The sequence below is a fragment of the Candidatus Baltobacteraceae bacterium genome, from assembly GCA_036488875.1.
Classification (GTDB): domain Bacteria; phylum Vulcanimicrobiota; class Vulcanimicrobiia; order Vulcanimicrobiales; family Vulcanimicrobiaceae; genus JAFAHZ01.
Map to the genome: position 1 here is coordinate 112,059 of DASXGW010000001.1, position 18,760 is coordinate 130,818.

Annotated in this window: 12 protein-coding genes; 6 read left to right on the top strand and 6 right to left on the bottom strand. The window is 64.1% G+C overall.

The features are described 5' to 3' along the window. Nucleotides 1–112: 112 nt before the first annotated feature. From malQ to VGG89_00475, 5 genes are read right to left on the bottom strand one after another with little or no spacing between them, the layout of a single operon-like run. Nucleotides 113–2,119, bottom strand: coding sequence for a 4-alpha-glucanotransferase (gene malQ / locus VGG89_00455; GenBank protein ID HEY1974998.1), 2,007 nt, complete (start codon nt 2,117–2,119; stop codon nt 113–115). Then, nucleotides 2,116–4,239 (bottom strand): glycogen debranching protein GlgX, encoded by a 2,124-nt coding sequence (gene glgX / locus VGG89_00460; protein HEY1974999.1) that lies wholly within the window; start codon nt 4,237–4,239, stop codon nt 2,116–2,118. Before glgX ends, malQ begins: the two co-directional genes overlap by 4 nt. Beyond that, a complete protein-coding gene (gene glgB / locus VGG89_00465) occupies nt 4,229–6,388 on the bottom strand; it encodes a 1,4-alpha-glucan branching protein GlgB (GenBank protein HEY1975000.1) in 2,160 nt (719 codons plus the stop codon). The genes glgX and glgB overlap by 11 nt, the downstream gene beginning before the upstream one ends. Then, the gene (locus tag VGG89_00470) at nt 6,385–8,382 is read right to left on the bottom strand and encodes an amylo-alpha-1,6-glucosidase (protein ID HEY1975001.1); all 1,998 of its coding nucleotides are present in this window, start codon (nt 8,380–8,382) and stop codon (nt 6,385–6,387) included. Before VGG89_00470 ends, glgB begins: the two co-directional genes overlap by 4 nt. An 8-nt stretch (nt 8,383–8,390) precedes the next feature. After that, nucleotides 8,391–11,063 carry a hypothetical protein gene (locus VGG89_00475; GenBank protein HEY1975002.1) on the bottom strand — a complete coding sequence of 891 codons (2,673 nt, stop codon included), beginning with the start codon at nt 11,061–11,063 and terminating at the stop codon, nt 8,391–8,393. Between the two features lie 186 nt (nt 11,064–11,249). Here VGG89_00475 and VGG89_00480 point away from each other — a divergent pair, with 186 nt between their 5' ends. The 4 genes from VGG89_00480 (at nt 11,250) to VGG89_00495 (ending at nt 15,751) form a co-directional block, all read left to right on the top strand. Next, nucleotides 11,250–12,218, top strand: coding sequence for a transposase (locus VGG89_00480; GenBank protein ID HEY1975003.1), 969 nt, complete (start codon nt 11,250–11,252; stop codon nt 12,216–12,218). A 288-nt stretch (nt 12,219–12,506) separates the two neighbouring features. Further along, entirely contained in the window at nt 12,507–13,883 is a 1,377-nt protein-coding gene (locus VGG89_00485) for a M23 family metallopeptidase (GenBank protein ID HEY1975004.1), read from the top strand. 12 nt (nt 13,884–13,895) lie between these two features. Beyond that, nucleotides 13,896–14,687 (top strand): alpha/beta fold hydrolase, encoded by a 792-nt coding sequence (locus tag VGG89_00490; GenBank protein ID HEY1975005.1) that lies wholly within the window; start codon nt 13,896–13,898, stop codon nt 14,685–14,687. Further along, nucleotides 14,684–15,751 carry a GGDEF domain-containing protein gene (locus tag VGG89_00495; GenBank protein ID HEY1975006.1) on the top strand — a complete coding sequence of 356 codons (1,068 nt, stop codon included), beginning with the start codon at nt 14,684–14,686 and terminating at the stop codon, nt 15,749–15,751. Before VGG89_00490 ends, VGG89_00495 begins: the two co-directional genes overlap by 4 nt. A gap of 2 nt (nt 15,752–15,753) precedes the next feature. Here VGG89_00495 and VGG89_00500 read toward each other — a convergent pair whose 3' ends face one another. Further along, the gene (locus VGG89_00500; protein ID HEY1975007.1) at nt 15,754–16,311 is read right to left on the bottom strand and encodes a hypothetical protein; all 558 of its coding nucleotides are present in this window, start codon (nt 16,309–16,311) and stop codon (nt 15,754–15,756) included. Nucleotides 16,312–16,389: 78 nt separating this feature from the next. On the opposite strand from VGG89_00500, the gene VGG89_00505 reads away from it, so the two are divergent. Both VGG89_00505 and VGG89_00510 read left to right on the top strand, forming a co-directional pair. Continuing rightward, nucleotides 16,390–18,324 (top strand): PAS domain-containing protein, encoded by a 1,935-nt coding sequence (locus tag VGG89_00505; protein HEY1975008.1) that lies wholly within the window; start codon nt 16,390–16,392, stop codon nt 18,322–18,324. After that, nucleotides 18,321–18,752 carry a response regulator gene (locus VGG89_00510; GenBank protein HEY1975009.1) on the top strand — a complete coding sequence of 144 codons (432 nt, stop codon included), beginning with the start codon at nt 18,321–18,323 and terminating at the stop codon, nt 18,750–18,752. Before VGG89_00505 ends, VGG89_00510 begins: the two co-directional genes overlap by 4 nt. Nucleotides 18,753–18,760: the final 8 nt, after the last annotated feature.

The following is an 18,760-nucleotide window of genomic DNA, read 5'->3' on the forward strand; positions in this document are numbered from 1 at the left end:
GTAGTCGAAGGGCGCCCCCCAGCTGCGCTGGGGCCCCCGGGCCATGGGGGGCATTCAACTTGATTGGCATGCGAAAGTCTCCCCTAGGGCCCCCCTAATTGACGGATTGCTTCTACATACCTGGGTCGTTGAAACCAGGCGCACCTGGGTCGTTGAAACGCTGCGCGCTTGGGTTGTTGAAAAGTGACCCGATTTTTTTCAGGAGATTCGTTCGTTCTAGTTCTTCAAGGGTGGCGATATGCTTGCGGCGCCAGTTGGGATGCTGGTCGGTCGTGCCCGGAACGTTGATCGCATCGACCTGGCCCATCACGTCCTCGATCGCGACGACGGCCAGCCGCGACGGCGTCTTGGAGAGGAAGCGATAGACGGCCGGCATCAGCAGATCGTAGACCGCGAGCGTAGGCCCGGTCTCCGCGTCGGCGCGCAGCCGCCGGGCGGTTTCGGCGTCGGCGCAGCCGTTCTGCTCGAGCGCTTCGACGAGCATGAAGCGCGCGTGGCGCCGCTCGTCGGTCGCGTTGCGCGCGCTGGTCTCGTCGGGAAACAGCCCAATGCGCGCGCGCAGCGCGAGATCGTCACCGGTCCACCAGCCGGCCAGCGGCGGCAGATCGTGCGTGCCGATGCTCGCGGCCGCGAGCTCGGGGTACGACGAAGGCGGCGCAAACCGGCCCGTGTGATAATCGCGCTCGAAATACACCAATCGCGACGAGAGGATGCCAGTCTCTTGCATGCGCTCGCGAAAGCCGTCGGGGACGGTGCCGAGATCTTCGCCCACGACAGTGCAGCGATTGAGCGTGCTTTCGAGCGCGACGACGGCGAGCATCTCGTCGAACCGGTAGTTGACGTACGCTCCGTCGCGCGGAGCACGGCCGAGCGGTATCCAAAACGCTCGCCGCAACGCCATGACGTGATCGATCCGAAGAATCGTGGCGTGGCGCATGTTCGCGCGCAGCAGCCGCGCCAGCGGCGCGTATCCCTGTGCCCGCAGCGCGTGCGGCGACAGCGGCGGCAAGCCCCAGTTTTGCCCAAGGGCGTTGAGCGCGTCGGGCGGTGCGCCGAGCGATACGCTTTCCAAAATCGTTTCGCGGTCGCCCCAAACGTCGGCGCTGTTGCGGTCGACGCCGACGGCGAGGTCGCGATAGAAGCCGACACCCGACGACGCGGCGCTCGCGGCCGCGGCGCGCAGCTGTTCGTCGGCGATCCACTGCAGGTAAAGGTAGAAATCCACCCGATCGCGGCGTGCTCGGACAAACGCTCGGGCGCCGGAACTCGTGGGATCCTGGTACGACCCCGGCCACTGCAGCCAGCCGAAGCTGTTTGCGTCGAGCGCGCGAAAATGCTCGGTGAGCGCTTCGTAGAGTGCGAGCCGTTCGAGCGGTTCGCCGCCGCCCCGCACGAACGCGCGAAAGGCAGCCGCGCGGGCGTCGCCCGGGCGCTCCAAGTGCCGGCGCCGAAACGATGTGAAGCAGATTTCGAACGCCATGCGCTTCGCCCGCGCCGCGCCGCCATAGTCGACCATCGCTCCGTCGCGAAGCGGCGCGTAGTCGCCGGCTTGACCCGACTCGGCAAAATCCGCAACGGCCGCAACGTCCACGTAGAGCGAGTTAAGCCAGGAGCGGCTCGACGGCGAGTACGGACTGCACGCCAGCGGTTCGTTGGGATGGAGTTCGTGCAGGGGATTGAGCGCGATCGCGCGCGCGCCCGCATCGCCGGCGAGTCGCGCCAACGAAGCAAGATCGGTGAAGTCGCCGACGCCCCAGTTGCGCTCCGAGCGCAGGCCATAGAGCTGCGTTGCCAGTGCCCAAATGCGTCCGTCGCGCATCTCGGTGGGCAAATAACAGTGCGACGGCGCCACGATCACGGTGCGTTGGCCGTCGCGATGGTATCCCAGCGGAAGATCGGTTTGCGATTGGTCCAGGAAGACGCAAGGGGGATTGCGTTCTTGTGCTTCGAGTTCGTCGACGGCGGCGGCGACGGAAGCGTTCGACGATACATCGAAGCCCATCGCGACCAACAACGACCGTTTGGTGTCGTCGTCGACTCCTGTAACCTTTCCGAAGTAGTCGGCGAAGCTCGATTGGATGCCCGCGAGCTCGGCGAGACGCTCGAACGCCGCGCTCACGCGGTCAAAGCGCCGTCGCCGACGAGCACCACCAACGAGCGGCCGATCATCGGGAGCGTTTCGGCAGGCGCGAACGTCTTACGGCGAGGCGGTATCTCCGCGACGGCTGTGTCGACGAGTGCCGTCCAGCGGGCGATGCCGGGCGTCGACGGCAACACGAACTCCGTCGGGTCCACATGGCCGTTGATGAGAATGAGGAAGGTGTCGTCGAGCTCGGGATAGCCGTGCAGGCTAATGAACCGGTCGCCGGGATCGCCGCCGAGCATTGCGCCGAAGCAGCGACGGCCGGAGTCTTCCCAGTCGCTCTGGGTCATTTCGCGGCCTTCCGGCGAGAACCAGGTGATGTCTTTGAGCGGCAGATCGGTGGCGACGCCGCGGAAGAAGCGCGGCCGCCGCAAGACCGGATGCGAGCGGCGAATCGCGATGAGGTGGCGGACGAAGGGAACGAGCTCGTCGTCGTGCCAATCGATCCAGCTCAAGTCGTTGTCTTGGCAGTACGCGTTATTGTTGCCGTTCTGCGTGTGCGACATTTCGTCGCCCGCCAGCATCATCGGCAGACCTTGCGAGAGCAGAAGCGTTGCAAAGAAGTTTCGCTTCTGCCGTTTGCGCATCTGCAGAACCGCGTGATCGGCGGTGGCTCCTTCGGCGCCGCAGTTCCAGCTCAAATTCTCATCGGTGCCGTCGCGGTTGTCCTCGAGGTTTGCCAGGTTGTGCTTGCCGTCGTACGACACGAGGTCCGCGAGCGTGAATCCGTCGTGCGCGGTAACGAAGTTGACGCTCGCGCGCGGCCGCCGTCCGCGACGATCGAAGATGTCGCTCGAGCCGGTCAGCCGCGTCGCGAGGTCCGGAACCGAGCCGTCGCCGCGCCAGAACCGGCGCACGCCGTCGCGGAACCGGTCGTTCCACTCCGACCATCCGGCTGGAAAATCGCCGACGTGATAACCGTCGGGGCCGAGATCCCACGGTTCGGCAATGAGCTTGACGCGCGAAAGCACCGGATCTTGCTCGAGCGAGGCCAAAAAGTTGCTGTTAGGCGAGAAGTGACCGTCGCGTCGGGCGAGCGTGGTCGCCAAGTCGAAACGAAAACCGTCGACGTGCATTTCGTTGACCCAGTAGCGCAGCGAATCGGTCACCATCTTCAGAACCCGCGGATGGTCGAGGTTGAGCGAGTTTCCGCAGCCGGTATAGTCGACGTAGTAGCGTTCGTCGTGAGGCGCGAGCCGGTAGTACGATTTGTTGTCGATGCCGCGGAAACTCAACGTGGGGCCGAGCTCGTTACCTTCGCCCGTATGGTTGAACACGACGTCGAGAATGATCTCGATGCCGGCGTCGTGCATGCGGGAAACCATGGTCTTGAACTCTCCCAAGTCCGGGCGCGAGAGATAGCGCGGAACCGGCGCGAAAAACGAGATCGGACTGTAGCCCCAATAGTTGTGAAGCCCTTTTTCGACGAGGTGCCGCTCGTCAACGTAGTTGTGGACGGGCAGCAGCTCGATCGCGGTGACGCCGAGGCGGCTGAGGTATTCAATGACCGCGGGCGACGCTAAGCCCGCGAAGGTGCCGCGCATGCCGGGGGGCACGGCGGGATGCTTCATCGTGTAGCCGCGCACGTGCATCTCGTAAACGATCAAGTCGTGCCAGCGCGTGTGCAGCAGCCGGTCGCTGCCCCACGTGAATGCGGTGTCGACGACGACACATTTTGGCATGCCTGCCGCATTGTCGCGACGGTCGAACGAAAGATCCGCGCGCGACGATCCCACACGATACCCAAAGTTCGCGTCGCTCCACACGATGCCGCCGGTGATCATCGCGGCGTACGGATCGAGCAGCAGCTTGTGATGGTTGAAGCGGTGGCCGTTTTGCGGATCGTACGGGCCGTAGACGCGATAGCCGTACAGCAGGCCGGGCCGCGCGTCGGGCAGGTAGCCGTGCCAGACCGAATCGGTGTACTCCGGAAGCGCGATCCGTTCGACTTCGCGGCGTCCGCGCTGATCGAATAGCGAGAGCTCCACGCGTTCGGCGTGTTCGGAGAAGAGCGCGAAGTTTACGCCGGCGCCGTTCCACGTCGCGCCGAGCGGATAGGGCCGCCCGGGCAGAACCGCGGCGCGCTTACGATTCAACACGAACGAAAATCACCGTTGCCAACGGCGGCAACGTAACGCCGATCGAATGCGCGCGCCCGTGCGCCGGAATCGCTTCGCTGTCCACGGTGCCCTGATTGCCCACGTTGCTGCCGCCGTAATGTTCCGAGTCGGTATTGAGCGCTTCGGCGTACCGGCCCGCTTCGGGCACGCCGATGCGGTACCCGTAGTGAACCACGGGGGTTGCGTTGAGCAACGCTACGACGGCCGGCGTTTCCGGGTCGCGTCCGAGCCGAGCGAACGCGAGTACGCTGTGGGCGGCGTCTTGAAAGTCGATCCATTCGAAACCGCGCGGCTCCGCGTCGAGCTCGTAGAGGGCGGGGGAACTGCGATACAGCCGGTTGCAGTCGCGCACGAGCCGTTGCATGCCCGCGTGCAGCGGGTCGTCCAACAGGTGCCACTCGAGCTGCGCGTCGTGATTCCATTCGCGCACCGATGCAAACTCGTCGCCCATGAAGAGCAGCTTCTTGCCGGGGTGCGCGTACATGAAGGCCAGCAGCATGCGGAGGTTGGCGAAGCGCTGCCAGCGATCGCCCGGCATCTTTTCCAGCAACGAGCGTTTGCCGTGCACGACCTCGTCGTGCGAGAACGGAAGCACGTAGTTCTCGCTGTACGCATAGACGAGCGAAAAGGTGAGATCGCTCTGATGGTAGCGCCGATAGATCGGATCGTAGCCGAAGTAACGCAGCGTGTCGTGCATCCATCCCATGTTCCATTTGTATCCGAAGCCCAAGCCGCCTTCGTCGACCGGACGGGAGACCAGCGGCCAGGACGTCGACTCCTCCGCGATCGCCGTCGCGTCCGGCGTTACCGTCGCCAGGGTGGCGTTGAGATTTTTCAGGAAGGCGATGGCTTCGATGTTTTCGTTGCCGCCGTGCTCGTTGGGGATCCACTCGCCTTCGCGCCGGCTGTAGTCGAGGTACAGCATCGACGCCACCGCATCGACCCGCAGACCGTCGACGTGGAACTCTTCGAGCCAGTACAGGGCGCTCGCCACCAAGAAGTTCGCGACCTCCCGCCGTCCGTGATTGTAGATGAGCGTGTTCCAGTCGGGATGAAAGCCTTTGCGCGGATCGTCGTGCTCGTACAAGTGCGTGCCGTCGAAGAACGCCAGCCCGTACTCGTCGTTGGGAAAATGTCCCGGCACCCAGTCGAGCAGCACCCCGATGTCGAGTTCGTGCGCGCGCTCGACGAAGTACCGGAAGTCCTCGGGCAAGCCGTAGCGGCTGGTCGATGCGAACATTCCGGTCGGCTGGTATCCCCACGACCCGTCGAAGGGGTGTTCCGTAATCGGCAAGAGTTCGACGTGCGTGAACCCCATGTCGGCGACGTACGGAAGCAGTTGATGCGCCAGATCGCGATACGTGAGGAACTCGCCGTTGGGACGGCGCCGCCAGGAGCCCAGATGCACTTCGTACGTCGACATGGGCGCGTCGCGGCGTTGTCGAGCGCCGCGCGACGCCATCCACGCGCCGTCTTGCCACGGCGGCGCGTGCATCGCGTGAACGATGGACGCGTTCTGCGGCCGCAGCTGCGCATAGCGCGCGAGCGGATCGGCTTTGAGCGGCAAGAGGCCGCCGCCGGCGCGTTCGAGCTCGTACTTATAGCAGGCGCCTTCCCAGACGCCCGGGATGAAGATCTCCCAAACGCCGCACTCGACGCGTTTGCGCATTGGATGACGGCGTCCATCCCAATCGTTGAAATCGCCCACCACGCTGACGCGCAGCGCGTTGGGAGCCCACAACGCGAACGCGACGCCGTCGACGCCGTCGACGGTCCGCCGGTGCGATCCTAGCGCGCGCCACAACTGGCGATGCGTTCCTTCGCCGATGAGGTGAGCGTCGACGTCGCCGAGGATCGTGCCGAAGCGGTAAGGGTCCTCGAGCGTCGTCTTCGAGTCGCCGGACGCAATTTCGAAGGTATAGTCGAACGGCTTCGTGTTGCCAAAGCGCACTTCGAAGAGGCCGTCGTCGTCGACGCGCTGCATGGCAAATCGTTTGTCGCCACCGCGTTTGACCACGAAGGCGCGCTCGGCTTGCGGCAGCGAAGCGCGAATGACGAGCGTTCGCCCCTCGATGTGCGCTCCTAAAAACGAAAAGGGATCGGTCCAGTATCGTTCGAGAATCACGAAATGCGAATATCCTCTTTGCAGATGTCCTCGATGTCGAACCAGGCGCGCAGGAGCTCCCCGACCGACCACGCTTGGGCGATGGCCCCGCGCGGGCGGAACGGTGCGCCGCCGTCGGCAATTTCCGAAACGCTGCCCAAACCGTAGTCGACGAGCCGATCCGCCAGCGGCACGAGAAACGAGCGTGCGAGCGCGGCATCGCGGTACGCGCGCGCGTGTGCGCAGGCGAAGGCGCCGAGCAGCCACGGCCACGCCGTTCCTTGATGGTACGCGGCGTCGCGTTCGGCCTGCGGTCCGCCGTAGCTCGGCGTAAATCTCGGATCGTTCGGACCGAGCGTGCGCACGCCGCTCGACGTGACGAGTTGCGAAGAGCACACGTCGACGACCGCGCGATAACGATCGGCGCGCAGGATCGGATGCGCGAGCGCGATGGCGAACAGCTGATTCGGCCGCAGCGTTGGGTCGTTTCCATCCGGTCCGTCGATCACGTCGTAGCAGCAAGACCGTTCGGCGTTCCAAAAGCGCTCGAATCCGTCGCGGGTCGCAGCGGCAAGCGACGCGTACTCGCTCCCGTTCCTCGAAACTTTCGGTGCGAGCTCGGCGACGCGCATGAGCGCGTTATGCCACAAAGCTGCGATCTCGACTGGCTTCCCGGCGCGAGGCGTGATGACGCGATCGCCGACCTTTGCGTCCATCCACGTGAGTTGCAGCCCGGGGGCGCTTGCGACGATGAGGCCGTCGGTATCCATGTGAATGCCGTAACGCGTGCCGTCGCGATACGAGCAAACGATGTGTTCGAGGGTGGGAAACAGCGCGCCCAATGTCGCCGCATCGTTCGTGGCGACGGCGTATCGCGCGACGGCCTCGACGTACCATAGCGCCGCGTCGACCGTATTGTACTCGGGCGTCGCCCCGCTTTCGGGAAAACAGTTCGGCAGCATACCGCCGTTAACGAATCGTCCGAACTCTAGGAGAAGTTTCTTCGCGATCTCCGGGCGCCCGGTTACCAGCGACAATCCCGTGAGCGAAATCGCCGTGTCGCGACCCCAATCGGCGAACCAATGATATCCGGCGATCACGCTGAGTCCGGTGTCGTCGCCGACGATCGGGCGCCTCACCACGAACTGATCGGCAGCGAGCACGCATTGTCGCGCCCACTGCGGAGCGGCGGCGGCGCGCGGCGTACCGTCCCACGCGCCGAGGACTTGAGCGTCGCGCGATTGCCGGCGCTGCAGCGCTCCGGGCGCAGCGGACGCGGAGTGCGCGCTTGCCGTTATCGTGAGTTCGTCGCCCACGTCGAGCGTCGCAGCGATCGTACCGATCGCGAGGTTGTCGTCGCGATCGTCTAAGCCGCGCTCGGTCTCAGCGGCGAGAACGTAATCGCGATACCAAACGTTTTCGATGGTAAGGTTGCCGCGGTCCGACCACACCCAAAACGGAACGGCACCGTCGTAGGCCTGCACCACGACGCCGTCGCCGTCGCGCTCGATCGCGACGTCCCAATCGCCCGCGTGCGTGTTGCCGTGAAACCCGCGATAGTTTCCGAAGACGCGCAGCGCGAGCGCGATTGGCGCACCGGCGCGAAGCACGCGGTAGCGAACGTAGGCGGTGTTCTCGCCGTACTCCATCCAGACGCGTTTTTCGATCAACGCGTCGGCGAGCGCAAAGTGCCATACCGGCATCGTGCCGTCGAGCGTAAATCGTTCGATATTCACATAGCCGGCCGGCGAAATGAGGTCGCCGCTCCAGCGATTGGCGAACAGATCGTAGCTCGCGTCGCGATAGCGCGCCGTTTCGTCGATCTTCGTGACGAGCAGCGTGCGCTCCACCGGAGGTTTGAGCGCGGCCACGAGCAGTCCGTGGTAGCGCCGCGTCAAGATTCCGGCGACGGTACCCGACGCGTAGCCGCCGAGGCCGTTGGTCACCAGCCATTCGCGGCGCTCGCCGGACGCGAGATCGTCGCAGATTGCGCGCCCGAACGCGATGCCGTTCACGGGAGCGTTTATCCCTGCGGCCGTGTGTCGAGCGGGTGCTTTCCTTGATACTCCGCGCACTGCAGGATGAGCTTGGCGACGGTCGCCGTCCATCCGGTTTGATGGCTCGCGCCGAGCCCGGCGCCGTTGTCGCCATGGAAATACTCGTAGAACGGAATCAGATCGCGCCAGAGCGGATCGTTTTGAAACGTTTGGTTTCCGCCGAACACCGCGCGGCGCCCGGAGGCGTCGCGGGAGAAGATCCCAATGAGCCGTTCCGAGAGGTCGGTCGCCACTTCCCACAAGGTCGCGTAGCTGCCCGAGCCGGCGGGCATCTCTACCTTGAAGTCGTCCCCGTAGTAGAAGTGCAGTTTCTGCAGTGCTTCGATCAGCAAGAAGTTCGGCGAAAACCACACCGGACCGCGCCAGTTCGAGTTGCCGCCGAACGTGCCCGTGCGCGACTCGGCCGGCTCGTAGTCGATCGAGTACTGATGGCCGGCGATGTCGAGCGTGTAGGGGTGCTCGAGATGAACGCGCGACAGCGAGCGTATTCCGTAGGGGCTGAGAAACTCGCCGGGATCGAGCATGCGGCGCAGGAGCCGCAGCATCTTATCGCCGTCGACCAGCGCGAGCAGGTACCGCTCGCCGATGCCGGCTTGCTGCATGTAGGCGATCGTCTCGACGAGATCGGGACGGTTTGCGACGAACCAGCGGACGCGCTTGGCAAAATCGGGAAGCGTTCCGAGCGTTTTCGGATCGGCGACGGCGCACGCCACCAGCGGAAGCAAACCGACCAGCGAGCGAACGCGCAGCGGAATCGCGCTGCTTCCGTCGTGAAGCGAGTCGTAGTAGAAGCCGTCGCCCTCGTCCCAGAGGCCGTCGTCCGGATGATTCATCGCCTTTGCGATGTAGAGAAAGTGTGCGAAGAACTTCGACGCGATGTCCTCATATGCCGGACTATCGGTGGCGAGTTCGAGTGCGATCTGCAGCATGTTCGCCGAGAAGATCGCCATCCACGCGGTGCCGTCGGACTGCTCGAGCGTGATGCCGGCCGGCAGGGTCATGTTCCGATCGAAGACGCCGATGTTGTCGAGTCCGAGAAAACCGCCTTCGAAGATGTTATTTCCGCCGGCGTCTTTGCGATTGACCCACCACGTAAACGCGAGCAGCAGCTTCTGGAAGACGCGCTCGAGGAAAAGGCGGTCCTGACGGCCGGTGCGTTTGGCTTCGATTTGATAGACGCGCATTGCCGCCCACGCCATCACCGGCGGATTGACGTCGCCGAAGGCCCACTCGTAGGCGGGAATCTGTCCGTTGGGATGCATGTACCATTCGCGGGTCAGCAGCGTGAGCTGTTTTTTGGCGTAGTCCGGATCCACCAGCGCTAAAACCACGCAGTGAAACGACGCGTCCCAGGCGGCGAACCACGGATACTCCCACGTGTCGGGCATCGAAAGCACGTCGGCGGCGTGGAAGAATTCCCAGTCGGCGTTGCGGCCGTGTTTGCGCTCCGGCGGCGGCGGAGGCATGGCTGGATCGCCGTCGAGCCACTCCTGCACGACGTAGTAATAGAATTGCTTGCTCCACAGCATTCCGGCCAGCGCTTGGCGCGCGATAGCGCGCTCGTCGTCGTCGAGCGGGCCGTCGAACGCGTCGCCGTAAAACTCGTCGGCTTCGATGCGCCGCTTTTCGACGACGTCGTCGAATCCCGCGAACGGATCGCCCGGAGGATCGCCTTTGGCCAGTCGCAGGCGAATCGAAAAGGTCTCGCCGGGGCCGAGCTCGCGCACGACGTGCGCCGATGCCTTGGTTCCCGTGCGCTGCGGATTGACGGCACCGGCGTTGGAGTTGACGACGTACTCGTTGATGCCGTCCTTCACGTACGGACTGACGTTCGGGGCGCCGAAGATCCGCTGGTAGTTCGTTTCGTTTTCGGTGAAGAGCAGATCGGCGGCGCCGTCGAGGAACAGATGAAACTCGCCGAGCGTAGCGTGCTCGGCGGCGATCGCGCGCACATCGCTCGCGCCGTTGGGGGTGACGTCGCGCAGCGATGGTTTATGCGACCCGCTGCGCCACGACCAGGTGTTGCGAAACCACAGCGTCGGCAGGAGATGGAGCGTCGCCGAGGCGGCGCCGCGATTGGTCGCGGTGATGCGAACCAACATGTCCTCGGGCGAGGCCTTGGCGTATTCGACGTCAACGTCGAAGAAACGGTTACCGTTGAAGATGCCGGTATCGATCAGCTCGAACTCGGGATCGTTTTTTGTGCGGCGCGCGTTTTCCTCGACGAGCCGTTGATACGGGTACGCGTCGTGCGGATAGCGGTAGAGCATCTTCATGTACGCGTGCGACGGCACGTTGTCGCGGTAGAAGTAGTACTCCTTAACGTCCTCGCCGTGATTGCCTTGGCTATTGGTCAGCCCAAACAGGCGCTCTTTGAGAATCGGATCGTTCCCGTTCCACAGCGTGAGCGCAAAACAGAGCAGCTGATGAAGATCGCTGATGCCGGCGATACCGTCTTCCCCCCACCGGTACGCTCGCGAACGCGCGTGGTCGTGCGGGAAGTAGTCCCATGCCGTGCCGTACGGGCTATAGTCCTCGCGGACGGTTCCCCATTGGCGCTCGCTGACGTAGGGTCCCCACCAGCTCCAGTGCTCGGTCTTCTCGCGGCGCTTCTCGAGGCGCTCCCGCTCGGCGTTCACGTTCTTAAGATGGGGAGTTAAGGCTTCCGAATCCTCCGGAGTGATATGGAGGTCGCGGAGCTGGCCGCCAGCCCAGCGCTGTGGAGCGTCGAGCGCATCGCATCGAACGGCGCCTTGAAGAATAAACTGAGGGCCAGGTTTTCACGCTGCCACCCTGGTGGCACTCGGCTATCGTAGGATTGTAACGTGAAGCGAATCGAACGCGTGCGTCTCTACCCTACGCCGAGACAGATCGAGCGCCTCACGTTTGCACTTGACGTAACTCGCGAACTCTACAACGCCGCGCTGCAAGAACGTCGCGACGCCTACCGGCGCAACAAGACGCGAGTCACCGGTAAACAGCAGTACGCTGAACTGACCGGTCTGCGCGACGAAGATGCACGCGTGTCTGCGGTATATCGCGAGTGTGAGGATGCGGTTTTACATCGGCTCGATCTCGCATTTGCGGCGTTCTTCCGAAGGGTCAGACTTGGGGAAACGCCTGGTTATCCTCGGTTTAAGGCTCGCGAACGCTGGACGCAGCTCGAGTTTTCCCACGGCGATCGCGCGCTGAAGTTCGACGACCAGCAGTGCCGTGTACGCGTACCAGGAATCGGCTGGGCTAAACTGCGCAGAGGCCGCCGGATTCCGGCGACGTATGGGCGAGCTTGGATCGTGCGCCGCTGCGACCGCTGGTACGCGGCTTTCGAGTGCGAGCGCGAGGTCAAGGAGCTGGACCCGACCGGCAGGATTGTCGGCGTGGATCGAGGGATCGCGGTGCTCGCTGCGCTCGATGACGGCACGCGCATCGCCAATCGAGCTCCGGGCGATCGCAACGCCGCCAAGGTGGCAGCGATGCGACGTAAACTCGAGGGCCTCACACAGCGTGACGCTCGTGGACATGTGCTCAACCGGCGCGATTCTAGGCGGATAGCGGCGGCTCTGCGGTTGGCGCGAACGAAGGGAGCCGAAGCCAACGCGCGCCGGGACCACGCGCACAAGGTCGCGCGCCAGATCGTTATCGCCGCTGACGTCATCGGACTCGAGGCGCTCAACGTAGGGTACCTGACCCGCAGCGCGAGGGGAACGGTGCAAGCGCCGGGACGCAACGTGCGCGCGAAAGCCGGCTTGAACCGCGGATTTTGGATGCAGGATTTGGTCTGCTTCGGCAGATGATCGTGGCGAAGGCGGAAGAGGCCGCGCGTACGGTGGTCGAGGTAGACGCACGATATTCGTCGCAGACATGCTCGCGTTGCAGGCATGTAGCGGCGGAGAGCCGGCGAGGGAGGCGGTTTTGCTGTGTGCGGTGCGGTCATCGCGCGCACGCAGACAACGAAGCCGCGCGCGAGATTCGCCGGCGGGTCGAGTTGCGACTCTCACGGGAGCCGAATGCCGGTGTGGAACCGGTCAGGTTGCACGGCGCAGCCTAAGGCTCTCACAACAAACGGTCGATTACGGAGGAACATGAACCGTACGGGTGCCTTCTTCGTTCTCAGCGCTTTGGCCGCGTTGGCGGCGTGCGGCCAACAGATGCCGGCGGGACCGGATCTCACGCCTGCAATCTTTCGCGCACCCGGCGTCGTCGACGCGACGAAGACGGCGCACGCGCCGTGCACGATCTCAAAGCCGCTCCACTCACCCGTAAAAGGAACGCCGCCGATCGTCGTCGCGTTCGGGGAGCTGCGCATGACCTCCGCAAAAGTGCGGTACGCGTTTCCCGGCGTCGAGTTCGCGTATCACGGCGGGAAGTACGTTTTTGCCGCCACATCCGGCAAAGCGACGTACGTCGCGAACGTCACCGGCCTCGGACAAGCGATCGTGATCCAAACGCAGAGCGGCGTCGAGACGCTCTATGCGGGTTTCGGTCACCCGGTGAAGTCGTTCCTCAAAACGCCGCACCGTCGCGTCAAGGCGGGGCAAGTCATTGCAATCGCCGGCTCGCAGCCGGTGCTCTTCGAGTACGCACTCGCGGGCAACGTGCTCGACGCCGGAACGCAAACCAATCCGTGCGGTTCGGGCAACGACTCGGCAAGCGGGACGATGTCGGTCATGCCGCTCGACGTCGCGGTATACGCACGCTTCCATACGCTCTCGGTCGACGGAACGCCGCTCCCGACGGTGACGTATCCGTCGCCGTCGTATCCGGCCGGATCGCCCGACGTCGCGACGCCGGCGAATCTCTCGGTCGCCAACGTTCTCGCCGCGCACGTCGGGGTACCGACGGTGTACGAGCATAGCGACGTCTTCAGCAGCTATTACGTCGTCTTGTGCGGCAACGTGGTGTTCGCGACCGGACCGGCACGTTATCACGAGTTCGCATATCCAAATCCAACGGCGTTGCCCGTGCTGCCGCTGGTCACGCCGTCGCTGCCGCCGCTGGTCTTTTTCCGCGATGCGGGCGAGCTCGGCAAAACCCTGACCGCGCCCCTGCCTCCACCGTACAACCGCGCGTGTCCGGCGCCGCCGCCGGCCAACTTCTATACGTTTATGTCGCCGGTGTTCAACCAAGTGGGACAGACGAAATACGTCTATTACAACGCCAACACGCCGGCACCGGGCAGCACGAGCACGCCCCTCGCGGGCGACACGGTAACGTTCTCGGTGAGCGATACCGGCGTGGTCACGATAACGCCGATGAGTCCGTCGCCGCTGCCGGTGTTTCCAACGCCGCCGCCGGTGTGGCCGCCGCCGTCGCCGCACGCCGACATGCGGGCGGCCAAGGTCGGGACCGCCACGATCACCGTGACGGACTCGTCGTGCACCTGCACTGACGCGCCGATCGCGGTCACGGTCAATCCGACGCCGACACCGGCAGAGATACCGACCCCGATACCGAATTAAGAGGTCTCGCCGATGGAGACCACCCAGATCGAACGTCTTGCGCTCGACGGCGCCGAGTTGGAGTTCGTACGGATTCCGGCCCGGCGCCGCGGCATACCGTCGCTCGTCTTTCTTCACGAGGGTCTCGGTTCGGTCGGGCTGTGGCGCGATTTTCCCGATTCGATCGCGGCTCGTACCGGCGCCGAGACGATCGTCTATTCGCGTCGCGGCAACGGCTTTTCGACCACGATCGAGGCTCCCCGCGGACCGTCGTACATGCACGACGAGGCGCTCGCCGTTCTTCCGCGGCTTCTCGATCGATTGGAGATCCGCGAGACGCTGCTCTTCGGGCATAGCGACGGCGCGTCGATAGCCGTTATCTTCGCCGCCGAGCATGCGTCGCGCGTTCGCGCGCTGGTGCTCGAGGCGCCGCATCTGTTCGTCGAGCCGATTTCCGTCGCGAGCATCGCCGCAATCCGTACGCAGTACGAAACGACGTCGCTGCGCGAGCGCATGAGCCGCTATCACGCCGACGTCGACAAGACGTTCTACGGCTGGAACGACATCTGGCTGGCCCCCGCGTTTGCCGATTGGAATGTCGAAGAGTTTGCGAGCCGCGTGCGCGTGCCGGTGCTCGCGCTGCAAGGCGTGGACGACGAATACGGTACGCCGGCGCAGATCGACGCGCTGGCCGCGCGCGCTAGCGGCCCGGTCGATCGCATCTTGCTGGCGAACTGCGGGCACGCCCCGCACCGCGACCGCCGCGCGTACGTGGAAGCGGCTGCCGCGAACTGGATCGGCGAGCGGCTGGAGGCATCTCGATGAACCCAGCCGTCTTTGCCGCATTTGCCGGATTTTTCGTTGCGTTGTCGCTTGCCGGTGCGATATCCGCGCAGCTGAACCGCAGCCGCGCAAGCGCCGCCTACGCCGTGCTCGCGGCGGTGGCCGCCGCAAACGCGTGTGATGGTCTCTTTCAATCGGCGTTCGTGCTGTCGGCGACGCTCGTCTCGCTGTACGCCGTCGCCATCGCAGCCTTTGCGCTGGGGCTCCTGCGCACGCCGCGTTACGACCGTACGGTCAGCTGGATCCTGGCGGGCGTCGTGCTGATCAATCTGCCGCTCGTCTTCGTTGGAGGTGTCCCCCACGAAGTTGCCTTCGATGCACTCCTCGCAATGCTCGTCGTCGTGGGAGCTCGCGCCTTGTCCTACGAAGGGCCGATTGCAATCCTCTATCTCATCGCGCTGGCGGGGCCCGTCTTCAACGCAATCGTGACCGCTCCACCGGCATTTCTCGGCGGCATCGCGTGGGAAGCCGCGTTTTTCGCGTATGCGGTAGCGTTGCGCAGTCGCGGGATTCAAATGGAGCGCGATCGCTTTGAACGGCTGGCGTATCTCGACCCCTTGACCGGCGTTTCGAACCGGCGAACGTTCGACGAAACGCTGGTGCGGATGTGGAACGTCGCCCGGCGCGCAAAGGTGCCGATCGCCGTCGCAATGGTCGACATCGATCACTTCAAACGGCTCAACGACACGCGCGGGCATCAGGTCGGCGACGAATGCTTGCGCCGCGTCGCGGCGCTCTGCTCGTCGGCACTGCGGCGCGCGGGAGATTGCTTTGCACGCTACGGCGGCGAAGAGTTCGCGGCGATCCTCGTCAACATCGATCTCGATCACGCGGTCACGCTGGCCGAACATATGCGCAAGGTCGTCGAGCGCGACGGCGGGATCACCATTAGCGTCGGCATCGCTTCGCGCGTTCCGGCGCCCGGCGACGACCCGCTAGCGCTGATCGCCGATGCCGACGATGCGCTCTATCGCGCCAAGCACGAAGGGCGCAATCGCGTGCGGGTAGCGGTGCCGCCGACGGCGTCGCCGCTCACGGTCACGTAGGATTACATCTGTGGCCGGTCTTGGCAGCGTTCCACCGCCGGATCGTCGCTGGGAAAGACCGTGAAGATCAATCCGCGCGGAACCACGATGTTTTTTCCGTGGTGAAAATAGTTGAAGCCGGCGATCGCCAAACCAACGCCGGGGATGGGAATCGCACCCAGGTAACCGGGCACCGCTTCACTTGCGCCCGCTTTCTGTAAAGAGTCTGAATTATGGTTGAGCACGACGCCGACGTGGCGTCCGTTCGGCAAGACCAGATAGCGTGGTTCCAGGACGAGGACTCCGGGACGGTTCTGCCGGCCCGCCGGCGAGGCGACAGCCACGATTCCGTAACCCAACGTACGTGCGGGAATGACGACCTTCGCGCCGCTGGTCACCGCGTTGACCGTTTCGAAACGGAAGAAATCGCCGGGCCGTGCTTCGGACGAATCCACGCCTTCGAGCATTTCCACTGCGACCACGGTGCACGGGTTGAGGGGCGGTGCGGTTGGCGGTGCCGGCGTGACCCCGAGCGCGAGAACGCACAGCAGTATTGCACCCAGCGGGGATCGCGGCTTCATCGACGTGACCGCCTTGGCGCGGACAGGCGGCCTTCCCTTGTCGGTTGAAGGGTAGTTCCGGAGACCTAGAGGGACACAGTGGCCGACGGAACTTCCACCGATGCCGCCGTTTTGCAGCCGAACTTAGCGCTCGTTCTAGAGCGTATTACCGACGGCTTCTTTGCGCTGGATGCCGACTGGCGCATCGCGTACATGAACTCCGAAGCGCGCCGTTTGCTCCACGTCGAGAGCGATCCGATCGGTCGCGTGTGGCTCGATGCGTTCCCCAAAGCCCGCGGGCGCCTTTTCGAACGCGAATACAGCCGCGCGATGCGCGAGCAAACGCCGGTGCAGTTCGTCGAGTATTCGGCAACCGCCGAATGCTGGTTCGAGGTGAAAGCCTACCCGTCGCCCGACGGCCTGTCCGTATATTTTCGCGACGTCAGCTCGCGTATCGAAGCGCAGCGCGAGGTCGAGCGCAACGCGCGGCGTCAGCGCGCCATCATCGACTTCGGGCGCTCGGTGTTGGGCGGCCTTACCTTCGAGGAGCTCCTGGCCGACGCCATCGATTTACTGCGCGACGTTCTCGAAGCGCCGATCGTCGAAATTTATACCTACGATCGCCTGCGCGGACGGCTGATTGCCGCGGGCGTGGTCGGCTGGAATCCCGGTTCGGCCTTGGATCCGTTCTCGCCCGAAATAGAGCATCTCGAGCACGCGTTGCGTACCGGCGAACCGTTCGTCTCGGGGGACTTGCGCGTCGATCCGCGCGCTCGTTCGATGACCGAGTTGCTCGCCAACGGGGTGCGCTCGTGCATCTGCGTGCTGGTCGGGACGCCCGCGCTTCCCAAAGGCATGATCGTCGTGTATACGACGGTTCCGCGAACCTTCGCGGTCGGCGACGTGCGGTTCGTCGAGTCACTCGCCCAGACGATCGCCGAATCGTCGGCGTCGATAGAATCGAATCGCCGCATGCGCCAGGTCGTCGAGACGGTGCGCGACGGCTTCGTCGCGCTCGATCGCGACCTGCGCATCACCTACGCCAACGAGCGCTTCGCGCGCTTCTGGGGTTCGACGCCGGACGATATGACGGGACAGTCGATCGCCGAGCTTACCGATCCGCTGGGCGAAACCGGCAACCGCGTTTACCGCGCGCTGCTGGAAACGCTGCAGGGGCAGCAGCATCATACGGTCGAGAGCCCATGGCGCGACCGCTGGCACGAGTTGCGGATGTACCCGTTCAGCGACGGGGTCGCCGCTTACGTACGCGACATCACGCGCCGCAAGACCGAAGAAAAGCGCATCCGGGATCTCAACGCCGAATTGGAAGCTCGCGTCGCCGAGCGTACCAAACAGTTAGAGTTGGCCAACAAGGAACTTGAATCGTTTTCCTATTCGGTCTCACACGATCTGCGCGCACCCCTGCGCGCGATCGACGGCTTCAGCCAAGCACTGGTGGAAGATTACGGCGAGCAGCTCGACGAGCGCGCGCAGAACTATCTCGATCGGGTTCGCAAGGCGGCCCAGCGGATGGCCAGCCTCATCGACGCGCTGCTCCAGCTTGCGAAAGTCGCACGCGCGTCGATCACGTATTCGCCGGTCGACCTGACCGCCATTGCCGAATCGTTCGCCGAGGAGCTGCGCGATCGCGAGCCGGAGCGCGACGTGCAGTATGCGATCGAACCGGGGCTGTCGGTGTCGGGGGAGCCGAATCTCCTGCGTGCCGTTTTGGAAAACCTCATGGGCAACGCGTGGAAGTTCACGCGCAAGGCCGAGCGGCCGCGCATCGTGGTGGGCCGGACGGAGGAAGGCGAGTTCTTTATCCGGGATAACGGTGCGGGATTCGATATGGCCTATGGCAATAAACTGTTTGGCGCCTTCCAGCGCTTGCACGCCAACGAGGAGTTCGAGGGAACCGGAATCGGCCTCGCCACGGTGGCGCGCATCATCCACCGCCACGGCGGGTCGATTCGCGCGGAAGGCGAGATCGGCAAGGGAGCCGCGTTTTACTTCTCACTACCGGGAGTGATATGAAGCCGTACATTTTGCTCGTCGAAGATAACGAAGACGATATCGAGCTGACGCAGCGTGCGTTTAACAAAAACCACATCATCAACGAAGTGGTCGTGTTGCGCGACGGCGCGGAAGCGTGCGAATTTCTCTTCGGCGATCGTGCTGGACGCTCGCTGCCGCAAGTCATTCTGTTGGATCTCAAGCTGCCCAAAGTTTCGGGCTTGGAAGTGCTCGAGAAGATCCGCGGCAACGCCGACACGCATCTGATTCCGACGGTCATTCTCACGTCCAGCAAACAAGAGGAAGATCTGCTGGAGGGCTATCGGCTGGGCGTCAACAGCTACGTGCGCAAGCCGGTCGACTTCAATGAGTTCGTGGAAGCCGTACGGCAAGTCGGCCTTTATTGGCTGGTGCTCAACGAGGCGCCGCCGCAGGGGATTACGATCTGAGCGGCGGT